The sequence below is a fragment of the Salmonella sp. SJTUF14076 genome, assembly GCF_015534835.1.
GTDB lineage: Bacteria > Pseudomonadota > Gammaproteobacteria > Enterobacterales > Enterobacteriaceae > Salmonella > Salmonella enterica.
Genome location: NZ_CP064674.1, coordinates 2,854,820 through 2,874,125, shown reverse-complemented (window position 1 = coordinate 2,874,125; position 19,306 = coordinate 2,854,820). Strand labels below are relative to the sequence as shown.

Sequence of the window (19,306 nt, the reverse complement as noted above, 5' to 3'; positions counted from 1 at the left end):
TGATGATATCGTTCATACGCGGCGCGAGGAGATACTCCTCATTACCTATGCAATATGATGTCTAATCTATGACGGAGGTCAGTAATGGCAAACCATCGTGGCGGTTCCGGTAATTTTGCGGAAGACCGCGAAAGAGCATCAGAAGCAGGTCGTAAAGGTGGTCAGCACAGCGGGGGCAATTTTAAGAATGACCCGCAGCGTGCATCCGAAGCAGGCAAAAAAGGGGGCAAAAGCAGTAACCGTAATAGCTAGCCTGCGTCACAACAGCAAGACGCTGAGCGTTTCGCGCTAAAAAGCGTCATGCGCCACCGCCGCCGGATTTCCGGCGGTTTTTTTGTTTATAAGCCGGATTTGGTATGCTTGCGTCCTGACAAAAAGGAGAGGGCGCATGTCGCAACGCACAGAGAAAAAAATCGGGAAACGCTCGCAGGCCACCGGTGCAAAACGGCAGCTTATCTTAACTGCCGCGCTTGCTGTTTTTTCCCAGTATGGCATTCATGGCGCGCGTCTTGAGCAGGTCGCCGAGCGGGCAGGCGTCTCCAAAACCAATCTGCTTTATTATTATCCCTCGAAAGAGGCGCTGTATGTCGCGGTAATGCGACAGATTCTGGATGTCTGGTTGGCGCCGCTCAAGGCGTTTCGCGCAGAATTTTCCCCTCTGGAGGCCATCAAAGAGTATATCCGTCTCAAGCTGGAGGTTTCGCGTGATTATCCGCAGGCGTCGCGGCTCTTCTGCATGGAGATGCTGGCGGGTGCGCCGCTCTTAATGGAGGAACTGACCGGCGATCTAAAAGCGTTGATAGATGAAAAATCCGCGCTGATTGCCGGATGGGTGCACAGCGGGAAACTGGCGCCCATTTCCCCGCACCATTTGATCTTCATGATTTGGGCCGCCACGCAACATTACGCCGATTTTGCCCCTCAGGTTGAGGCGGTAACCGGCGCGACGCTTCGCGATGAAGCCTTTTTCAACCAAACGGTCGAAAGCGTTCAGCGCATTATTATTGAAGGGATTCGCGTGCGTTAACCGGCTGGCGGCAGTGGGCAGCTCAAATCACCCTCTTCACATTGCAGCAGCGAGGCTAAAAACGCTTCGCGTTCGTTCGTTTTATCGGTCAGGCACTGGCTGGCGATCATGGGTTGCACGCTGCCGCCCTCCGTATCTGAGCGAATCAGAGCGCAATCGGCGTCCCGCAGTGCAATCCATGCCACCTGCGCTTTTTGCAACAGCTCGCGCTGCGGCGGTTGCGCACGCTTAATCGCGCTTTGATAGGTTTCGTTCAGCTTTTTATCTGCCGCCTGGTATTGCGCGGCGGCTCAGCGATTCATTTCCAGCTGCGTACTGGCGCTGGCACACTCATCGGCCAACGCCTGACTGCTGAACCACAACGCCGCGCAGGTAAGGAAAATTCGTTTCATACGGTCCTCTGACGCGAGTAAAAAGGCTCCATTGACGGAGCCTTAATTAACCACAGTATTAGCCAATTGTCATCAGGCTGGCATTACCGCCAGCGGCGGCAGTGTTTACGCTCAGCGAACGTTCAATATAGAGCCGTTCCAGCAGTATATTGCTTTCGCCGCGGGCGAACCCCTGTACCGACACTATCGCGCCTTCGCGGGCGGCGACGGCTTCGCACACGGTTCGCAGCTTGTCGGAGTCGCCGTGGAAAATCACCGCGTCAAACGGCTGCGCCATCAGCGTTTCCGCTTTCGCAAACTGGACACGCGCCGCAACGGCGGCGGGGAGACGTTTCGCCAGATCGCGGTGGAAGGCGTCGTCTGACCATAGCGCCTGACTGCCGACGGCGAGAACGGCGGCAAGCTGCGTCAACGCGTCCTGTTCGTCATCAGCCAGGCATAATACCCGTTCACGCGGCAACAGCGTCCAGGTATTACGCTCGCCGGTCGGTCCCGGTAGCAGGCGCTGCGTGCCGGCCTGCGCCAGATCGGCGAATTGTCGGCAGAGCGTCTGTAGCGCTGGACGATCCGCCGCCCATTGCGTCAGGGCGGTCAACGGCGCGAGTAGCGTGGTTTTAAGCTGCGCATCTACCGGGTAACGCGCATCCTGACGAGTCAGCGTCGTATTGAGCGCATTGGGCGGGCGGTGTGCCAGCAGGCGGTAGAGATAGAGCGGCCCTCCCGCTTTTGGCCCGGTACCGGACAGTCCTTCGCCGCCAAACGGCTGGACGCCGACGACCGCGCCCACCATATTACGGTTAACGTACAGGTTGCCGACATGGGCGGAACCGGTGACTTGCGCAATGGTTTCATCAATACGGGTATGTACGCCCAGCGTTAGCCCGTAGCCGGAAGCGTTAATCTGTTCGATAAGCTCCGCCAGTTGGTTACGGTTATAACGCACGACGTGCAGCACGGGCCCGAAGACCTCTTTTTCCAGTTCTGCGAAGTTTTCCAGCTCAATAAGCGTGGGCATAACAAACGTACCGGTCTGCCATTCCTGCGCGTCATCGCTGTTTTCACGCGCGGCCTGGAAAACCGGGCGGCCTTTGGCGCGCATCGTCTGGATATGACGTTCAATGTTGGCTTTGGCCTCGCTATCGATCACCGGCCCGATATCGGTCGTCAGACGGCCTGGATTCCCCATCCGACACTCCGCCATCGCGCCGCGTAACATTTTCAGCGTATGTTCGGCGATATCGTCTTGCAAACACAGCACGCGGAGCGCGGAACAGCGTTGTCCGGCACTGTCGAAAGCGGAAGCCAGCACATCCACGACCACCTGCTCGGTGAGCGCGGAAGAGTCGACAATCATAGCGTTCATACCGCCGGTTTCCGCAATCAACGGAATAGGGCGGCCCTGGGCGTCAAGACGCGTGGCAATGTTGCGTTGCAACAACGTCGCCACCTCCGTGGAACCGGTAAACATCACGCCGCGTACACGCGCATCGGCGGTAAGCTGGGCGCCGACGGTTTCTCCCCGTCCCGGCAACAGTTGCACGACGCCCGGCGGTACGCCGGCTTCCAGCAAAATGGCAATGCCCTGGGCGGCAATCAGCGATGTTTGCTCTGCCGGTTTCGCCAGAACGCTGTTACCTGCCGCCAGCGCGGCGGCGATTTGGCCGGTAAAAATAGCCAGCGGGAAGTTCCATGGACTGATGCAGACCACCGGCCCTAACGGGCGATGCGTTTCGTTATCGAAATCGTCACGCACTTGACCGGCATAATAATGGAGGAAGTCAACCGCTTCACGCACTTCGGCAATGGCGTTGCTGAACGTTTTCCCGGCTTCACGCACCAACAGGCCAATCAACTGCTGCATTTGGTCTTCCATCAATACCGCCGCCCGCTGCAAAATGGCGGCGCGTTCTTGCGGCGGCGTCGCAAACCAAACCGGCGCCTGATTGACCGCGTTTTGCAACGCCTGTTCAACCTCGCTTTCTGTCGCTTCGCGTCCCCAGCCAACAATATCTTTCGGTTCCGCCGGGTTGATAACCGGCGTCATCTCACCGTCGGCCACCGGTTGTTCCAGCACAGGTTTGGCCTGCCATTTCTGCATGGCGTTGCTTAACAGGGCAGAAGAAAGCGAGGCGAGGCGATGTTCATTCGCTAAATCAAGTCCGGCGGAGTTTATCCGACCTTCGCCGTACAGATCGCGCGGCAGCGGAATTTTCGGATGCGGTATGCCAGCCTGACCTTCCTGCTGCGCCAGTTTTTCCACGGCCTCGACCGGGTCCGCCACCAGTTCATCGAGCGGTAGGGTGGCATCGGCGATACGGTTGACAAAAGAGGTGTTGGCGCCGTTTTCCAGCAGGCGTCGTACCAGATAGGCCAGCAGGGTTTCGTGTGTTCCCACCGGCGCGTAAATACGGCAGGGACGGTTAAGTTTTCCGTCCGCCACTTTACCGGTGACCTGTTCATACAGCGGTTCTCCCATGCCGTGCAGGCACTGGAATTCGTACTGACCCGGATAGTAATTTTGCCCGGCCAGATGATAAATCGCCGCCAGTGTGTGGGCGTTATGGGTCGCGAACTGCGGGTAGATCAGATTAGGTACGGCGAGCAGTTTTTTCGCGCAGGCCAGATAAGAGACATCGGTATACACTTTGCGGGTATAAACCGGATAGCCCTCCAGCCCTTCCATTTGCGCGCGTTTGATCTCGCTATCCCAGTAGGCGCCTTTCACCAGACGAATCATCAGCCGACGGCGGCTACGGGAGGCCAGATCGACTAAATAATCAATGACCAGCGGGCAGCGTTTCTGGTAAGCCTGGATCACAAAGCCAATGCCGTTCCAGCCCGCCAGTTCGGGTTCGAAGCAGAGTTTTTCCAGCAGATCGAGCGAGATCTCCAGACGATCCGCCTCTTCGGCATCGATATTGAGACCGATATCATACTGGCGCGCCAGCAGCGTCAGGGATTTCAGGCGCGGATAAAGCTCCTCCATTACCCGATCGTATTGCGCGCGACTATAGCGTGGATGCAGGGCGGACAGCTTAATCGAGATGCCTGGCCCTTCGTAAATACCGCGACCGTTAGACGCTTTGCCGATGGCATGAATCGCCTGCTGGTAAGAGACCATATAGGCCTGCGCATCGGCGGCGGTTAACGCGGCTTCGCCCAGCATATCGTAAGAATAGCGGAACCCTTTCTCTTCCAGTTTTCGGGCATTCGCCAGCGCCTGAGCAATGGTTTCGCCAGTCACGAACTGCTCGCCCATTAAACGCATCGCCATGTCGACGCCTTTGCGGATTAACGGTTCGCCGCTCTTGCCGATAATGCGGTTCAGTGAGCGCGAAAGATTGGCTTCGTTATGCGTTGAGACCAGTCGGCCGGTAAAGAGCAGCCCCCAGGTGGCGGCGTTTACAAACAGCGACGGGCTACGGCCAATATGCGACTGCCAGTTGCCATTACTGATTTTGTCGCGAATTAACGCATCGCGCGTAGCTTTGTCGGGAATACGCAGCAGCGCTTCCGCCAGACACATCAGCGCAACGCCTTCTTGCGAAGAGAGGGAAAACTCCTGCAACAGGCCTTGCACCATACCCGCGCGACCGCTGGCGGATTTTTGATTGCGCAATTTCTCCGCCAGTTGATACGCCAGTTTATGCGTCTGCTCAGCGACAGGCGGCGACAGGCGCGCCTGTTCCACTAGCATTGACACCGCATCGGTTTCCGGGCGGCGCCAGGCGGCGGTGATGGCGGCGCGAGAGACGGATTGGGGAAGAATCTGTTCGGCAAACTCCAGAAAGGGCTGATGCGGCTCATCCTGCGGCGCGACCGGCTCCTCGCTTTCATTTGCCGCGCCAGCAAACAGCGCAGGTAGCTCCGGTAGCGTATCGCTATTTTCCAGCTTGTCCAGATAGCTAAAGATTGCCTGTTTTATTAACCAGTGCGGCGTGCGATCGATACGCGACGCGGCCATTTTGATCCGTTCGCGCGTGGCGTCGTCCAGCTTAACCCCCATCGTGGTGGTTCCCATACCCTCTACTCCTGTTATTCGCTCTATCTGCTAACCAATAGTTAGCGGAAAATATCCACCATGTTGCAACTTTGTGCAACCGCGTTAAATGTGACCTGCGTTGCAAGCTTAAAAATGAATAAATTGTTAAAAAAAGATAAGGGAGTGTCTGACGAGAAAACCATCTGGATTTATTTTCTCTGCGGTAGTTAACACTTTTAAAAGGTGCAACCGCAAAAAATGTGAGAGAGTGCAACCTGGAGAAAAATAGTATCCCTCTGCAATCAAATTTGATGTAAATGGTGTGTTAAATCGATTGTGAATAACCACCGCTTCCGGCAGGATACGGTCGCCCTGGTAAACATAACACCCTTGCCACGTTCCGGCAGGGTACAAAACGGCACGCTACGGTAGTGCCAATAAATAAATTTGGAGAACCTTGATGGCTATTAGCACACCGATGTTGGTGACATTCTGTGTCTATATTTTTGGCATGATATTGATTGGGTTTATCGCCTGGCGCTCAACCAAAAACTTTGATGACTATATTCTTGGCGGTCGCAGCCTGGGGCCGTTTGTTACGGCTTTATCAGCCGGCGCGTCGGATATGAGCGGCTGGCTGTTAATGGGGCTGCCTGGCGCTATCTTTCTGTCGGGGATCTCTGAAAGCTGGATCGCCATTGGCCTGACGTTAGGCGCATGGATTAACTGGAAGCTGGTGGCCGGGCGCCTGCGCGTGCATACCGAATTTAACAATAACGCGCTCACGCTACCGGACTATTTTACCGGTCGGTTTGAAGATAAGAGCCGAGTCCTGCGTATTATTTCCGCGCTGGTCATTCTGCTGTTTTTCACTATCTATTGCGCATCAGGTATTGTCGCTGGGGCACGACTGTTCGAAAGCACCTTCGGTATGAGCTATGAAACCGCACTGTGGGCGGGGGCCGCGGCAACCATTATTTATACCTTTATCGGCGGGTTTCTTGCCGTTAGCTGGACGGATACCGTTCAGGCCAGCCTGATGATTTTTGCGTTAATCCTGACGCCGGTGATGGTTATTGTCGGCGTAGGCGGTTTTAGCGAGTCGCTGGAGGTGATCAAGCAAAAGAGCATCGAGAATGTCGACATGCTCAAGGGGCTGAATTTTGTCGCTATTATTTCTCTGATGGGCTGGGGACTGGGTTACTTCGGTCAGCCGCATATCCTGGCGCGCTTTATGGCGGCGGATTCCCATCACAGTATTGTTCATGCGCGTCGTATCAGTATGACCTGGATGATTCTGTGTCTGGCGGGCGCGGTGGCGGTGGGCTTCTTTGGCATTGCGTACTTTAACAATAACCCCGCGCTGGCCGGGGCGGTGAACCAAAACTCAGAACGCGTATTTATTGAACTGGCGCAGATCCTGTTTAACCCGTGGATTGCCGGTGTTCTGCTGTCTGCTATCCTGGCGGCGGTGATGTCGACGTTGAGCTGTCAGTTGCTGGTATGCTCCAGCGCGATTACGGAAGATTTATATAAGGCTTTTCTGCGTAAAAGCGCCAGCCAGCAAGAGCTGGTATGGGTAGGGCGAGTGATGGTGCTGGTGGTAGCGCTGATCGCCATTGCGCTGGCGGCGAACCCCGATAACCGTGTGCTGGGGCTGGTGAGCTACGCCTGGGCTGGATTCGGCGCGGCATTTGGACCTGTTGTCCTGTTTTCTGTGATGTGGTCGCGTATGACACGTAACGGCGCGCTGGCGGGAATGATTATTGGCGCGGTGACGGTTATCGTCTGGAAACAATATGGCTGGCTGGATCTGTATGAGATCATCCCTGGCTTCATTTTCGGCAGCCTGGGGATCGTAATCTTTAGCCTGCTTGGCAAAGCGCCGACAGCAGCGATGCAGGAACGCTTTGCAAAAGCGGACGCGCATTATCATTCCGCGCCGCCGTCGAAGCTACAGGCGGAATAACCGACATGTCCGATAGCATTATCGCCATCGGACATATTTTACCAGGCGGCGTTATACGCCTGCCTGGTCCTCTGATAAGTCCCGTACCGATTGACTGAAGATGTTCAGGTAAATGAGGACGCACTCTCAAACCATTTTTAGCCCTTGAGCGCCGTTAACGCGGGCGTAATACGTCTCGAGTAATCACTAACTGGCCATATATGAAATCGCCTGTTAATGGTACCAATAGCCTTGACGCAATAGAGTAATGACAAAAATTAAAACGAGTCAGCGTTACTGGCGTAAGTATGCCGCACAAAATTTTGCATAAATAATGCCGTTTTAGCGATGGGAGAGAGAACACGTTAATTACTCCATTTTAACCTTTTATATGTTGAATATTCAATGGGTTATGGGTGGTTTCACCATTAATACCCGCAGTAGCTAATGATTATCTTTTTTAGTCTCCTGCCGATGAAATAATCGTGTAATCTTTCTGTAAGAGACTGACAATGACGCAATAATGTTTGGTTAATACTTGGTGAATATATTGTTGCATTATTGATGTTTTGTGTTGTACTTAGTAGTAATAGCGGTAGTTCCCCGGCAGTGATGGTCACTCACTATGGAGATCGCGAATGGTAATGTCCGCACCAGGACACATTGTTTACAGTAGTTACAACACCCTGTACGGACATTCTCTCTCCGGTGGTGGTCTTGTCACCTTAAAAGCTCTCATCATTTCTCTTACTGTCCATACCCATGACGTCATATGTGGTGCGCGTAGCCGTGTGTGGCGTCGTTTCAAAAAGCAAGCTAAGGCTTACAAGGAAGCCAACCCTCAGATGTGTGTGCGCATAATCGCGTTCAAGAGAACGCGGGTGATGTATACCTACAACTCAAGGTGCTATCCATGGGAAGACAAAAAGCAGTGATCAAAGCTCGTCGTGAAGCAAAGCGTGTGTTGAGACGAGATTCGCGTAGTCATAAGCAACGTGAAGAAGAATCGGTCACGTCACTGGTACAGATGGGCGGAGTAGAAGCCATTGGCATGGCGCGCGATAGTCGCGATACCTCTCCTGTTAAGGCGCGAAATGAAGCACAGGCGCATTATCTGAACGCTATCGACAGTAAACAGCTTATTTTTGCGACCGGCGAAGCCGGCTGCGGAAAAACATGGATCAGTGCGGCAAAGGCGGCAGAAGCATTGATTCATAAGGACGTCGAGAGGATCATTGTGACGCGTCCGGTATTGCAGGCTGATGAAGATCTTGGTTTTTTGCCCGGTGATATCGCTGAAAAATTCGCGCCTTATTTTCGGCCCGTCTACGATGTCCTGCTTAAACGGTTGGGCGCGTCCTTTATGCAATATTGTTTGCGCCCGGAAATCGGTAAGGTAGAAATTGCCCCGTTCGCCTATATGCGTGGGCGTACTTTTGAAAATGCGGTCGTGATCCTCGACGAGGCGCAAAATGTGACTGCGGCGCAAATGAAAATGTTTTTGACGCGATTAGGCGAAAATGTCACGGTCATTGTCAATGGCGATATTACGCAATGCGACCTGCCGCGCGGCGTGCGTTCCGGGTTGAGCGATGCGTTGGAACGCTTTGAAGAAGATGAAATGGTAGGGATTGTGCATTTCAACAAAGACGACTGCGTGCGCTCGGCGCTTTGTCAGCGAACGCTTCACGCATACAGCTAATATGGCATTGACTTTCAGAGCCCGGGAGACCGGGCTTTGTTGTCTATAAAGCGTCCAGCAGACTCATGGACAAAAAAGGAAAATGACGCCTGTACGTGAAGGGAACTATTTTGTCATGTCTAGGGCATTCATTGTCCGTAATTTGCTTTCTCGGGCCTGTTCCGGCGAGGACTGTACAAGAAGGGTATAGAGCAGGTCAAAGACGAAAAGCTGGGCGGCTTTCGTACCGATCGAGTCACCCTGCAACATTCCTTGCCGATTACCATTGATCAGGCAAAAATCGGCCTCTTCACATAATGGAGAACCCAGATTATGGGTAATGGCGACTGTGGTGGCGCCAGCCTGTCGGGCTAATCGGAGTGAATGCACTGTTTCTGGCGATGTGCCCGAGTGACTGACACCCATCGCGACATCGCCTGCTTTTAATAGCGTAGCCTGCATGTACATAAAATGGTTATTGCTTACCGCATCGCCCCGTAAACCAATACGCATTAGCTTGTGTTTCATATCCAGCGCCGTGATCCCCGATGAGCCCACACCAAAGATATAAACTGAGTGACAGTGACGTAGGGCGTCCACGACACCGAGAACCTGTTGCATATCAAGCAGATTTAGCGTTTCAGATAATACATTACTAATGGTGTTCTGCAATTTTAAACCAATGGCGTGGGCATCGTCGGATTCGCTAACTTCGGCATCCAGTAGAGGACTACTGTCATCAGACTCGGTAGTGGCAAGTTCAATGGCCAGGTCCATTTTAAAATCCTGAAAACCTTTATAGCCCAGGGTGCGACAAAAGCGAATAACCGTGGCTTCTCCGGCCTGTGTGTCGCGCGACAAATCGGCAATAGATGACTGTGTCACCTGTCTGGGGAAGGCTAAAATATATTGCGCAATACGCTGGGAGGCACGTGTCAGGCTTTTTTGCATAGCACCCAGAGTGTCAAGGATTTTTCCGGGTTTAAGACGTGGGGGTTGAGGCTCCATATAGTTCCTGCTCTTGAGGGCTGATTGCGGCACAAAGCCTGCAATATCGAACAGAGCAGAGCCTATCAAGTCTGCGGCATGAAAAAAAGCGCGATGTAAGTAAAGGAGGGGGAATATTTACATCGCGTTGCCAACTTATGACAGAACATCACTGGAGAGTAATCTGTTTGCTCTTACGGTGTTTATAGCGCGCCATCTGTCGGATGGTTTATATCTGGCCCGGTATTGTCGCCCCGGGCGTTGGCGTCACCGTGTGCTGTGTCGGTATAGCGTGGTATCATGAAATCATAATGTCACCTTTGGCTCAGGTTTTTCATCCAGCGTCAATGGCGGTGCCGGGGCAAATAACGGGGCGAAAATAACGCCGCTGATCACCACGCTTAGCGAGCCAATGACCCCATAAAAGAAGAAGTTAAGGTCAGTGGCATAGCGTGCGCCCAGCACGGTAATGACGCTGATAATAATTCCTAAAACCGCACTCCCGGCATTTGCTCGTTTAAAGAAAATGCCCAGCATGAACAGACCGGTCATTGGCCCTCCCATCAGACCTATCAGACTATTAAATGCATCCCAGATTTCTGATTCATCGGCCATGACCAGCCATACCGAGGCCGCGCTACTTATCAGGCCCGCGACCAGAATAACTAACTTAGCTATTTTCATACGGTTTTCTGGCGTTCTTTTTTTATGACTCAAACGCTGATAGATATCGGAATTAAAACAACTGGAAATGCTGTTTAAGCTGCTGGAGATGCTGGACTGCGCGGCAGCGAAAATAGCGGCGATTATCAACCCTGCAATGCCGACTGGCATTTCGGTGACCACGAATAAGGGTAAAATGCCGCCAGTGTTGAATCCCGCCGGTAATAATTGTGGATGTTGCTGATAGTAGACAAACAATGCCGAGCCGATAGCAAAAAAGAAAACAGGGATCACAGCAACCAGTTTGGCATTTGTAAGTAATGTTTTCTTCGTTTCCTCTATGGAGTCAGTCACGATATAGCGTTGGACCACATCCTGACTGGCAGTAAATTGCTGAATATTGGCAAACAGAAAACCAATCATCAATACAGGTACTGTGCTTTCCGTCCAGCTCCAGTGGAACTGCGTAGCCGGAAAGAATTTATCCGCCTGCTGCGTCACCGTAAAAATTTCACCAATGCCGCCCTGGACTTTGAGACATATCACTATAAAAATCAGTATCGCGCTGCCAGAAAGTAAGAGGCCTTGAATAACATCAGTCCATATTACTCCTTCAATTCCACCCATCCAGGTATAAATGATACACATCACGCTAATCAACAGTACCAAAATCACCGGGTCTATAGCGATGAAGGGGCGCAAGGCCAGCACGGTGAGGAAAGTGATAATGGCGATACGTCCGATATGAAACAACATAAATGACATGCTGGCGAATAGACGGCAGCGCACATCGAACCGTGCTTCGAGATATTCATAGGCTGATGTGACTTTCAATTTCCGAAAAAACGGAATATAGAAATAAAAAACCAGCGGTAAAATTGCGATAGCCAGATACTGACCAATGATAAACGTCCAGTCGGAAGTAAACGCTTTGGCAGGAATTGACATAAATGTAATTGAGCTTAACGTAGTAGCAAATACACTGACCCCAGCCGCCCAACCAGGAACCCGGCCACCACCGCGAAAATAATCGTCTGCTGTTTTTTGCCGTCTGGAAAAATAGACACCGACTAACATCATGGCCAGGAGGTAGCCAAATAATACAAGATAGTTAACGATGCCGAAAGAATGTGTAATCATAGTTCTTTCCTGCTTATGGTTTTGAGTAGAGTTGCGGTCATCGTCTGTGTATTTTTATCTTCCCATCATTCAGACGATACGATATTCAGATCAAGTAATAGTTTTTGTTACTCTCAATGACGGTAATCATGAGATGTAAAAGGCAGAGCATTTATGCTCCACCAATGGTGATGCCCAGACGTATGTCCTGCCGGATACCTGAAATAGCAGATATCCGATATTGCGTTCAAACAGGCTTCAGGCCTGGGGATCGTATTTGCCGATAGCATTATTAACGTCGGATTATTATCTGAGACATAAATATCAATAGTAAGCGTGTTCATTTTCTTTTCCTGTTCAGCGTTTTACTGCGTGACTGAACCACTGACAGATATGCTCGATACGGGTGATAGCGGAACCAACGGTAACTGCCCAGGCACCATGCTCAATAGCATTGGCCGCCAGTGCAGGCGTGTTATAGCGCCCCTCGGCAATAACACGACAACCTGCATGGCTCAGTTGTGTCACCATTGCCAAATCTGGCTCAACCGGCGTGATGGGGCCGGTATAGCCAGACAGTGTTGTACCAATGAATTCGATTCCTTTCTGATGGCAACTTATGCCTTCATTCACGGTTGAACAGTCTGCCATCGCCAGTAATCCATGCAGGCGAATACGTGTCAGTAAACTATCAATATCAACCGGGCGAGAGCGGAATGAGGCATCAAAAGCGATAATATCGGCACCTGCCTGCGCCAGGGCGTCAACATCCTGTAAATAGGGAGTGATACGGACTGGCGACCCTGTAAGGTCACGTTTAATTATCCCAATAATAGGAACAGAAAGATGGGGACGAACAGCCCGCAGATTCTCAATGCCTTCAATGCGCACAGCGACCGCACCCGCCGAAGCCGCTGCCTGTGCCATTGCAGCCACAATTTCAGGTTTATCCATAGGGCTGCCTGGTACCGGTTGGCATGAGACAATCAGCCCACCGTTTTCGTGTACACTTTGTTCCAGCCTGGCTAATAGTGACATCCAGTTCCGCCTTATATATTTTGAAGTTTTGCTCCGTTTTATGTTATGTTGTGGAGTGTTGCTGCATCAAGCAAAAAGATAGAAAAATGTGAACACAGTCATAAGGTATGTTTGTTATTCAATTACTGCGCCAGCGGATTTGAGGCTATAACCTGAAGCTACAAGACAAATACAATTCACTCTGACGGCAGCATGCTGTATTTTATTAACTGCTTCCGGCATAAAGATAAAATGCTCAGAAGGAGCTTATACGCCACGGGATAGCCAGTATGAAATGCATCACATAATTCTTGTTGTATTTATTCGAATGCTATCACTAATGAGTTTGACCATAACAGGTCACCCATAATCACTTCTAACATCACCATGGTGTGCTTTTACCTCGCACATGATAACCCCATGTAATTATTTTTAGCGCTTGGTCACATTTTGTCATTATCATTGTTGAAATTGTGCGCCATAAGATCACTAATGATGAAGCTTTACTCCAATTGTATTTCTTCGCATGGGGATGCAGATGAAAAATTTTAAGAAAATGATGACGCTAATGGCGCTATGTTTATCAGTCGCTATCACCACATCAGGATATGCAACGACGCTTCCTGATATACCAGAACCACTGAAAAATGGTACTGGCGCTATTGATAATAATGGCGTGATTTATGTCGGCTTAGGTACCGCAGGGACATCCTGGTATAAAATTGATCTTAAAAAGCAACATAAAGACTGGGAGCGTATAAAGTCGTTTCCTGGTGGAGCTCGTGAGCAATCCGTGTCGGTATTTTTAAATGATGAGCTTTATGTTTTTGGTGGCGTAGGGAAAAAAAACAGTGAATCACCGTTGCAGGTTTATAGCGATGTGTACAAATACTCACCGGTGAAAAATACATGGCAAAAAGTTGACACTATATCTCCAGTTGGATTAACAGGGCATACGGGAGTAAAATTAAACGAAACGATGGTACTTATTACCGGAGGGGTTAATGAGCATATCTTTGATAAGTATTTTATTGATATAGCGGCTGCGGCTGCGGATGAAAGTGAAAAAAATAAAGTCATCTATAATTATTTTAATAAACCTGCCAAAGATTATTTTTTTAATAAAATCGTATTTATCTACAATGCTAAAGAGAACACATGGAAGAATGCCGGTGAGCTGCCAGACGCGGGGACGGCAGGATCGTCATCGGTAATGGAAAATAATTTCCTGATGCTGATTAATGGTGAGCTCAAACCGGGTTTACGTACCGATGTGATTTACCGCGCCATGTGGGATAACGACAAGCTAACATGGTTGAAGAACAGCCAGTTACCGCCATCGCCTGGAGAACAACAGCAAGAAGGGTTGGCCGGAGCATTTTCGGGCTATAGTCACGGTGTCCTGCTTGTCGGTGGTGGCGCGAATTTTCCGGGAGCAAAACAAAATTATACCAATGGAAAGTTTTATTCCCACGAAGGAATAAATAAAAAATGGCGAGATGAAGTCTATGGTTTGGTTAATGGCCATTGGCAATATATGGGTAAAATGAAACAACCTCTCGGCTATGGTGTATCAGTAAGTTATGGTGATGAAGTTTTCCTTATTGGTGGTGAAAATGCTAAAGGGAAACCTGTTTCGTCTGTAACCTCCTTTACCATGCGTGATGGTAATTTATTAATAAAATAATTTTTTAAATACAAAAATAAAGTTAATTGATGAGCGGAGTATTTTATGAAAATCAACAAATATCTTCTGGGTATGGTTTCGTTTATAGCATTTTCATCATATCTACAAGCGGCAACCCTTGATTATCGGCATGAATATGCTGATAGAACCAGAATTAATAAAGACCGTATTGCTATAATTGAAAAGCTTCCTAACGGCATTGGTTTTTATGTCGATGCCAGCGTTAAATCGGGAGGAGTAGATGGTGAGCAGGATAAGCATTTAAGCGATCTCGTCGCAAACGCTATAGAACTGGGCGTAAGTTATAATTATAAAGTTACGGACAATTTTGTTTTGCAGCCTGGATTTATATTTGAAAGCGGTCCAGACACTTCAATTTATAAGCCTTATTTAAGGGGGCAATATAATTTTGATTCTGGTGTTTATATGGCTGGTCGTTACCGTTATGACTATGCAAGGAAGACAGCTAACTATAGTGATGATGAGAAAACGAATAGATTTGATACTTATATAGGTTATGTTTTTGATGAGTTGAAATTAGAATATAACTTTACCTGGATGGATAGCGATCAAATTAAATTTGATAACAAAAAAACAAACTATGAACATAATGTGGCTTTAGCCTGGAAACTGAATAAGTCATTTACACCATACGTTGAGGTCGGAAATGTAGCGGTGAGAAATAATACCGATGAGAGACAGACCCGTTATCGCGTTGGATTACAATACCACTTTTGAGAAAGGTTAAAGAGTTACTGTACTAATCTTTGCTTAGTATTCATATCGATAATCTTATAGCCCGTAGCTACGTTACAGAACGTTAGACTTTGTCTTGAGTATTCACGTCCTTAACGTAGCTACGAATAAGGATGATAAACAATGAATATACGTCTTACATAGCTACGATCTCAGGCGGTTGTCGGAAAGTGCCGGTTGATTGTGTCTTATTCGGCAATTGATATGACTTAAAAATTAATTCCGTAAGCATTTCAGACGGTAACAGCAAATAAGGGTTTTATTGTGATAGCAAAATTCTTCCCGTGGTATAGCGAGATAACACGTCCACAAAAAAATGCTTTATTTTCAGCATGGCTGGGTTACGTTTTTGATGGCTTCGACTTTATGCTGATTTTCTACATTATGTATCTGATCAAGGCTGACTTAGGATTGACAGATATGGAGGGCGCATTCCTTGCCACAGCGGCCTTTATTGGGCGACCATTTGGCGGGGCGCTATTTGGTCTGCTGGCAGACAAATTTGGCCGTAAGCCGTTAATGATGTGGTCGATAGTTGCCTATTCTGTAGGTACAGGGTTAAGTGGCCTGGCTTCCGGTGTAATTATGCTGACGCTTAGTCGCTTCATTGTCGGTATGGGGATGGCGGGGGAGTATGCTTGCGCTTCTACTTATGCCGTGGAAAGTTGGCCAAAGCATTTAAAATCTAAAGCGAGCGCATTTCTGGTTTCAGGTTTCGGTATTGGTAACATCATAGCAGCCTATTTTATGCCGTCATTTGCCGAAGCGTATGGTTGGCGTGCTGCTTTTTTTGTCGGTTTGCTACCCGTTCTTTTAGTAATCTACATCCGGGCCAGGGCTCCTGAATCTAAAGAGTGGGAAGAAGCTAAACTTAGTGGTCCCGGAAAGCATTCACAAAGTGCCTGGTCAGTTTTCTCTTTGTCAATGAAAGGGCTATTTAATCGAGCTCAATTTCCACTGACATTATGTGTATTTATTGTTCTGTTCTCTATTTTCGGCGCAAACTGGCCGATCTTTGGTCTACTGCCTACATATTTGGCGGGAGAGGGCTTTGATACGGGTGTGGTCTCTAATTTAATGACGGCGGCGGCATTCGGCACTGTATTGGGAAATATCGTTTGGGGTCTGTGCGCAGATAGAATTGGTTTGAAGAAAACGTTCAGCATTGGTCTTCTCATGTCCTTTTTATTCATTTTCCCGTTATTCAGAATTCCGCAAGATAATTATTTACTGCTGGGCGCATGTTTATTCGGTTTAATGGCGACTAACGTAGGTGTTGGCGGGTTGGTTCCCAAATTTCTCTACGACTACTTTCCTCTTGAGGTTCGTGGTTTGGGTACCGGGCTGATTTATAATCTTGCTGCGACATCAGGCACATTCAATTCAATGGCGGCGACCTGGCTTGGAATAACAATGGGGCTAGGCGCTGCGCTAACGTTCATTGTTGCTTTCTGGACCGCAACAATTCTACTCATTATTGGCCTATCCATTCCGGATAGACTAAAAGCACGTCGTGAAAGTTTTCAATCAACAAAAGAATTTTAATAGAGGATAAATGATGACGAAATACGGTGTTGTAGGTACAGGTTATTTTGGCGCTGAACTGGCGCGATTTATGTCTAAGGTTGAAGGGGCGAAAATCACTGCGATTTACGATCCGGTAAATGCGGCTCCGATAGCGAAAGAGTTGAACTGTGTCGCCACTGCAACGATGGAGGCGCTTTGTTCCCATCCTGATGTGGATTGCGTAATTATTGCTTCACCAAATTACTTACATAAAGCGCCAGTCATTGCGGCGGCTAAAGCGGGTAAACACGTGTTTTGTGAAAAACCTATCGCCTTAAATTACCAGGATTGTAAGGATATGGTTGATGCCTGCAAAGAAGCTGGTGTTACCTTTATGGCGGGTCACGTTATGAACTTTTTTCACGGGGTTCGCCACGCTAAAGCGCTCATCAAAGCTGGTGAAATTGGTGAAGTTACACAAGTTCACACTAAACGTAATGGTTTTGAAGACGTGCAGGATGAGATCTCATGGAAGAAGATTCGCGCAAAGTCAGGTGGGCATCTGTATCATCACATTCACGAGCTAGATTGTACACTGTTCATCATGGATGAAACCCCATCCCTGGTTTCAATGGCGGCGGGGAATGTTGCGCACAAAGGTGAAAAATTTGGTGATGAAGATGATGTTGTCCTAATCACCCTTGAGTTTGAAAGCGGTCGTTTCGCGACACTTCAGTGGGGATCATCGTTCCACTACCCTGAGCACTATGTATTAATTGAGGGCACGACAGGTGCAATTCTCATTGATATGCAAAACACGGCTGGTTATCTAATAAAAGCGGGCAAAAAAACACACTTTCTTGTGCATGAAAGCCAGGCGGAGGATGATGATCGTCGCAACGGTAACATATCCAGCGAGATGGATGGCGCAATCGCTTATGGTAAACCCGGTAAACGTACGCCGATGTGGCTCTCATCAATTATGAAACTGGAGATGCAGTACTTGCATGATGTGATAAACGGTCTGGAGCCAGGCGAGGAGTTTGCTAAATTGCTAACGGGAGAAGCGGCGACAAATGCCATTGCTACCGCTGATGCTGCGACGCTTTCCTCAAACGAGGGGCGCAAAGTAAAACTCACTGAAATTCTTGGCTAAAATGGGAAGCCGGATGGTGGTGTTATTACCCGGTGGCGCTGCGCTTATGTAGACCGGATAAGGCGCCCGTGAACTGTGCCGCCATCCGGCAATGGACGGGTCACATATATGAAAAAAGCCCGTTGTTCTGGTGTGAACTCCGACTGTCGGGCTTTGTTGTTTTTGGTTATAAGACCGCTTTTAATTCCGTGACCATCATTGTGGGTTCAAAAGGAATCAAATCGACTTTAGCTACGCCAGACAAGCGAAAAGGATCTTGTGCCAGATAGTTTTGCAGTACATCCGCGTCATCATAGTTTGCAAGTATTACGCCTCCTGTGCGCGGAATTTTTCGCCCGGAAGCCAGAAAAAGTCCATCGGCATAACCTTTTTTTAGCCATTCCACATGTGCAGGGATTTGCGCATCAATTTCATGCAATGGTTTTACGTAGGTTAAGACAACCACACAAAGCACACTCATTTTGTTGTCCATAAATATAAAGGGGATATTATGCTAGCACTCTATGCAGAGACGCGAAAAATTTTAATGTCTGGAATTATGGAAACGACCTTCATTAGTGGGCCGTTCTTCTATGCGCCAGGAGACGCCGCCAGTAATCTTGATGAACTTTATGTGAGGTTGGCTGAATTGCAATATGCGAAAAAAGCCGAGCTTGATGACAAACCTGTTGTGCGGTTATACATTATCCGACGTGGCAACGTTGGGTGAGGCGAAACCGAAACCCAACATTGCGGTATTGGGTATGAATGTTGGGTTACGCGCCGTTCCACCCAACCTCCGGGAACGATGGTTTTGGCAGTTGGAAAAGCGAAGCGCATTTCGGCATCAAGGTTTGTCAGTCGTCTGATACTTTCGTACAGGCTCTTTTTTGAAGATGCCGGTGAGGGGGCTGCCATATTTACGTTCATTATCATTCGCGTTAATCATAATTATTTCTTTATATACAATGTGTTGTCATTATTCTTTTTTCGCTGGCGTATTGCTATCTTTCGTAAAATCGTCATTTTATGCAGTACAGGATGCATGACAAAAGAGTGGGGATTATGCCAAAGAAAGCCAGAGGCAGGTTCTGGTTTGCTTCCAGTCGTAGCAGTTCCTTCTGGGGCCATTTTTACTGTAAAACCGTGGCCAGTGTTACTTGACCACTACATTTTGCGAAGTTATTTAGGTAATTAAATTCTTCCGCATGCCGTTCACAGCATGAGCATTTGCCCTGCACCTTTTCATATTTGGCCATGTACGGCGTAATAATACTGGTTAAGGATTTGTAAAGAAGAACAACCGGTGTGTTTTTATACTATTTTTCTGGACTGCCGATTGGGAATTTATAATCAAGTTTTTATACATAATAAAATTATTTTCCATACTAAGTGTTTTTATTCAA

Annotated in this window: 15 protein-coding genes and 1 pseudogene; 10 read left to right on the top strand and 6 right to left on the bottom strand. The window is 48.9% G+C overall.

Annotated features, from left to right (window positions below; translation table 11 throughout):
- Window positions 1-84 precede the first annotated feature (84 nt).
- Entirely contained in the window at window positions 85-252 is a 168-nt protein-coding gene (locus HU143_RS14100) for a general stress protein (protein ID WP_001273663.1), read from the top strand.
- 136 nt (window positions 253-388) lie between these two features.
- Window positions 389-1,027 carry an HTH-type transcriptional regulator RutR gene (gene rutR / locus HU143_RS14095; protein WP_000083126.1) on the top strand — a complete coding sequence of 213 codons (639 nt, stop codon included), beginning with the start codon at window positions 389-391 and terminating at the stop codon, window positions 1,025-1,027.
- On the opposite strand, the pseudogene HU143_RS14090 reads toward rutR, so the two are convergent.
- Both HU143_RS14090 and putA read right to left on the bottom strand, forming a co-directional pair.
- Window positions 1,024-1,419: pseudogene (locus HU143_RS14090) on the bottom strand (lysozyme inhibitor LprI family protein). The gene rutR and the pseudogene HU143_RS14090 sit on opposite strands and share 4 nt — an antisense overlap.
- A gap of 58 nt (window positions 1,420-1,477) precedes the next feature.
- A complete protein-coding gene (gene putA / locus HU143_RS14085; protein WP_031605218.1) occupies window positions 1,478-5,440 on the bottom strand; it encodes a trifunctional transcriptional regulator/proline dehydrogenase/L-glutamate gamma-semialdehyde dehydrogenase in 3,963 nt (1,320 codons plus the stop codon).
- A gap of 421 nt (window positions 5,441-5,861) precedes the next feature.
- Between putA and putP the strand changes: the two genes are divergently transcribed.
- Both putP and phoH read left to right on the top strand, forming a co-directional pair.
- A complete protein-coding gene (putP, locus tag HU143_RS14080) occupies window positions 5,862-7,370 on the top strand; it encodes a sodium/proline symporter PutP (protein WP_001018467.1) in 1,509 nt (502 codons plus the stop codon).
- 892 nt (window positions 7,371-8,262) lie between these two features.
- Window positions 8,263-9,051, top strand: a complete 789-nt coding sequence (gene phoH, locus HU143_RS14075) for a phosphate starvation-inducible protein PhoH (RefSeq protein ID WP_000533527.1) — start codon at window positions 8,263-8,265, stop codon at window positions 9,049-9,051.
- 105 nt (window positions 9,052-9,156) lie between these two features.
- Here phoH and HU143_RS14070 read toward each other — a convergent pair whose 3' ends face one another.
- From HU143_RS14070 to HU143_RS14060, 3 genes are all read right to left on the bottom strand, one after another.
- Window positions 9,157-10,038 (bottom strand): MurR/RpiR family transcriptional regulator, encoded by an 882-nt coding sequence (locus HU143_RS14070; RefSeq protein WP_000433673.1) that lies wholly within the window; start codon window positions 10,036-10,038, stop codon window positions 9,157-9,159.
- 285 nt (window positions 10,039-10,323) lie between these two features.
- Entirely contained in the window at window positions 10,324-11,820 is a 1,497-nt protein-coding gene (locus HU143_RS14065) for a sodium:solute symporter (RefSeq protein WP_000628085.1), read from the bottom strand.
- Window positions 11,821-12,156: 336 nt separating this feature from the next.
- Window positions 12,157-12,837, bottom strand: a complete 681-nt coding sequence (locus HU143_RS14060) for an N-acetylmannosamine-6-phosphate 2-epimerase (RefSeq protein WP_000054241.1) — start codon at window positions 12,835-12,837, stop codon at window positions 12,157-12,159.
- A gap of 505 nt (window positions 12,838-13,342) precedes the next feature.
- Between HU143_RS14060 and HU143_RS14055 the strand changes: the two genes are divergently transcribed.
- From HU143_RS14055 to HU143_RS14040, 4 genes are all read left to right on the top strand, one after another.
- A complete protein-coding gene (locus tag HU143_RS14055; RefSeq protein WP_000525756.1) occupies window positions 13,343-14,503 on the top strand; it encodes an N-acetylneuraminate epimerase in 1,161 nt (386 codons plus the stop codon).
- A 45-nt stretch (window positions 14,504-14,548) separates the two neighbouring features.
- On the top strand, window positions 14,549-15,241 hold the full coding sequence (locus HU143_RS14050; protein WP_000700610.1) for an oligogalacturonate-specific porin KdgM family protein: 693 nt from the start codon (window positions 14,549-14,551) through the stop codon (window positions 15,239-15,241).
- Between the two features lie 282 nt (window positions 15,242-15,523).
- Entirely contained in the window at window positions 15,524-16,804 is a 1,281-nt protein-coding gene (locus HU143_RS14045) for an MFS transporter (RefSeq protein ID WP_000560758.1), read from the top strand.
- A 10-nt stretch (window positions 16,805-16,814) separates the two neighbouring features.
- The gene (locus tag HU143_RS14040; RefSeq protein ID WP_000988585.1) at window positions 16,815-17,921 is read left to right on the top strand and encodes a Gfo/Idh/MocA family protein; all 1,107 of its coding nucleotides are present in this window, start codon (window positions 16,815-16,817) and stop codon (window positions 17,919-17,921) included.
- 166 nt (window positions 17,922-18,087) lie between these two features.
- On the opposite strand, the gene HU143_RS14035 is transcribed toward HU143_RS14040, so the two are convergent.
- Entirely contained in the window at window positions 18,088-18,381 is a 294-nt protein-coding gene (locus tag HU143_RS14035; protein WP_000114401.1) for a YciI family protein, read from the bottom strand.
- Between the two features lie 30 nt (window positions 18,382-18,411).
- Between HU143_RS14035 and HU143_RS14030 the strand changes: the two genes are divergently transcribed.
- Both HU143_RS14030 and HU143_RS14025 read left to right on the top strand, forming a co-directional pair.
- Window positions 18,412-18,630 (top strand): hypothetical protein, encoded by a 219-nt coding sequence (locus HU143_RS14030; RefSeq protein ID WP_023226754.1) that lies wholly within the window; start codon window positions 18,412-18,414, stop codon window positions 18,628-18,630.
- A gap of 84 nt (window positions 18,631-18,714) precedes the next feature.
- A complete protein-coding gene (locus tag HU143_RS14025) occupies window positions 18,715-19,098 on the top strand; it encodes a hypothetical protein (protein WP_165488521.1) in 384 nt (127 codons plus the stop codon).
- Window positions 19,099-19,306 lie beyond the last annotated feature (208 nt).

What these genes read in the sequence shown, in the direction of transcription:
- rutR (WP_000083126.1), top strand. Translation starts at nt 389, where the DNA reads ATGTCGCAACGCACAGAGAAAAAAATCGGGAAACGCTCGCAGGCCACC.
- HU143_RS14060 (WP_000054241.1), bottom strand. Translation starts at nt 12,837, where the DNA reads ATGTCACTATTAGCCAGGCTGGAACAAAGTGTACACGAAAACGGTGGG.
- HU143_RS14070 (WP_000433673.1), bottom strand. Translation starts at nt 10,038, where the DNA reads ATGGAGCCTCAACCCCCACGTCTTAAACCCGGAAAAATCCTTGACACT.
- HU143_RS14065 (WP_000628085.1), bottom strand. Translation starts at nt 11,820, where the DNA reads ATGATTACACATTCTTTCGGCATCGTTAACTATCTTGTATTATTTGGC.
- HU143_RS14035 (WP_000114401.1), bottom strand. Translation starts at nt 18,381, where the DNA reads ATGAGTGTGCTTTGTGTGGTTGTCTTAACCTACGTAAAACCATTGCAT.
- HU143_RS14040 (WP_000988585.1), top strand. Translation starts at nt 16,815, where the DNA reads ATGATGACGAAATACGGTGTTGTAGGTACAGGTTATTTTGGCGCTGAA.
- HU143_RS14050 (WP_000700610.1), top strand. Translation starts at nt 14,549, where the DNA reads ATGAAAATCAACAAATATCTTCTGGGTATGGTTTCGTTTATAGCATTT.
- phoH (WP_000533527.1), top strand. Translation starts at nt 8,263, where the DNA reads ATGGGAAGACAAAAAGCAGTGATCAAAGCTCGTCGTGAAGCAAAGCGT.
- HU143_RS14055 (WP_000525756.1), top strand. Translation starts at nt 13,343, where the DNA reads ATGGGGATGCAGATGAAAAATTTTAAGAAAATGATGACGCTAATGGCG.
- HU143_RS14100 (WP_001273663.1), top strand. Translation starts at nt 85, where the DNA reads ATGGCAAACCATCGTGGCGGTTCCGGTAATTTTGCGGAAGACCGCGAA.
- putA (WP_031605218.1), bottom strand. Translation starts at nt 5,440, where the DNA reads ATGGGAACCACCACGATGGGGGTTAAGCTGGACGACGCCACGCGCGAA.
- HU143_RS14030 (WP_023226754.1), top strand. Translation starts at nt 18,412, where the DNA reads ATGCTAGCACTCTATGCAGAGACGCGAAAAATTTTAATGTCTGGAATT.
- putP (WP_001018467.1), top strand. Translation starts at nt 5,862, where the DNA reads ATGGCTATTAGCACACCGATGTTGGTGACATTCTGTGTCTATATTTTT.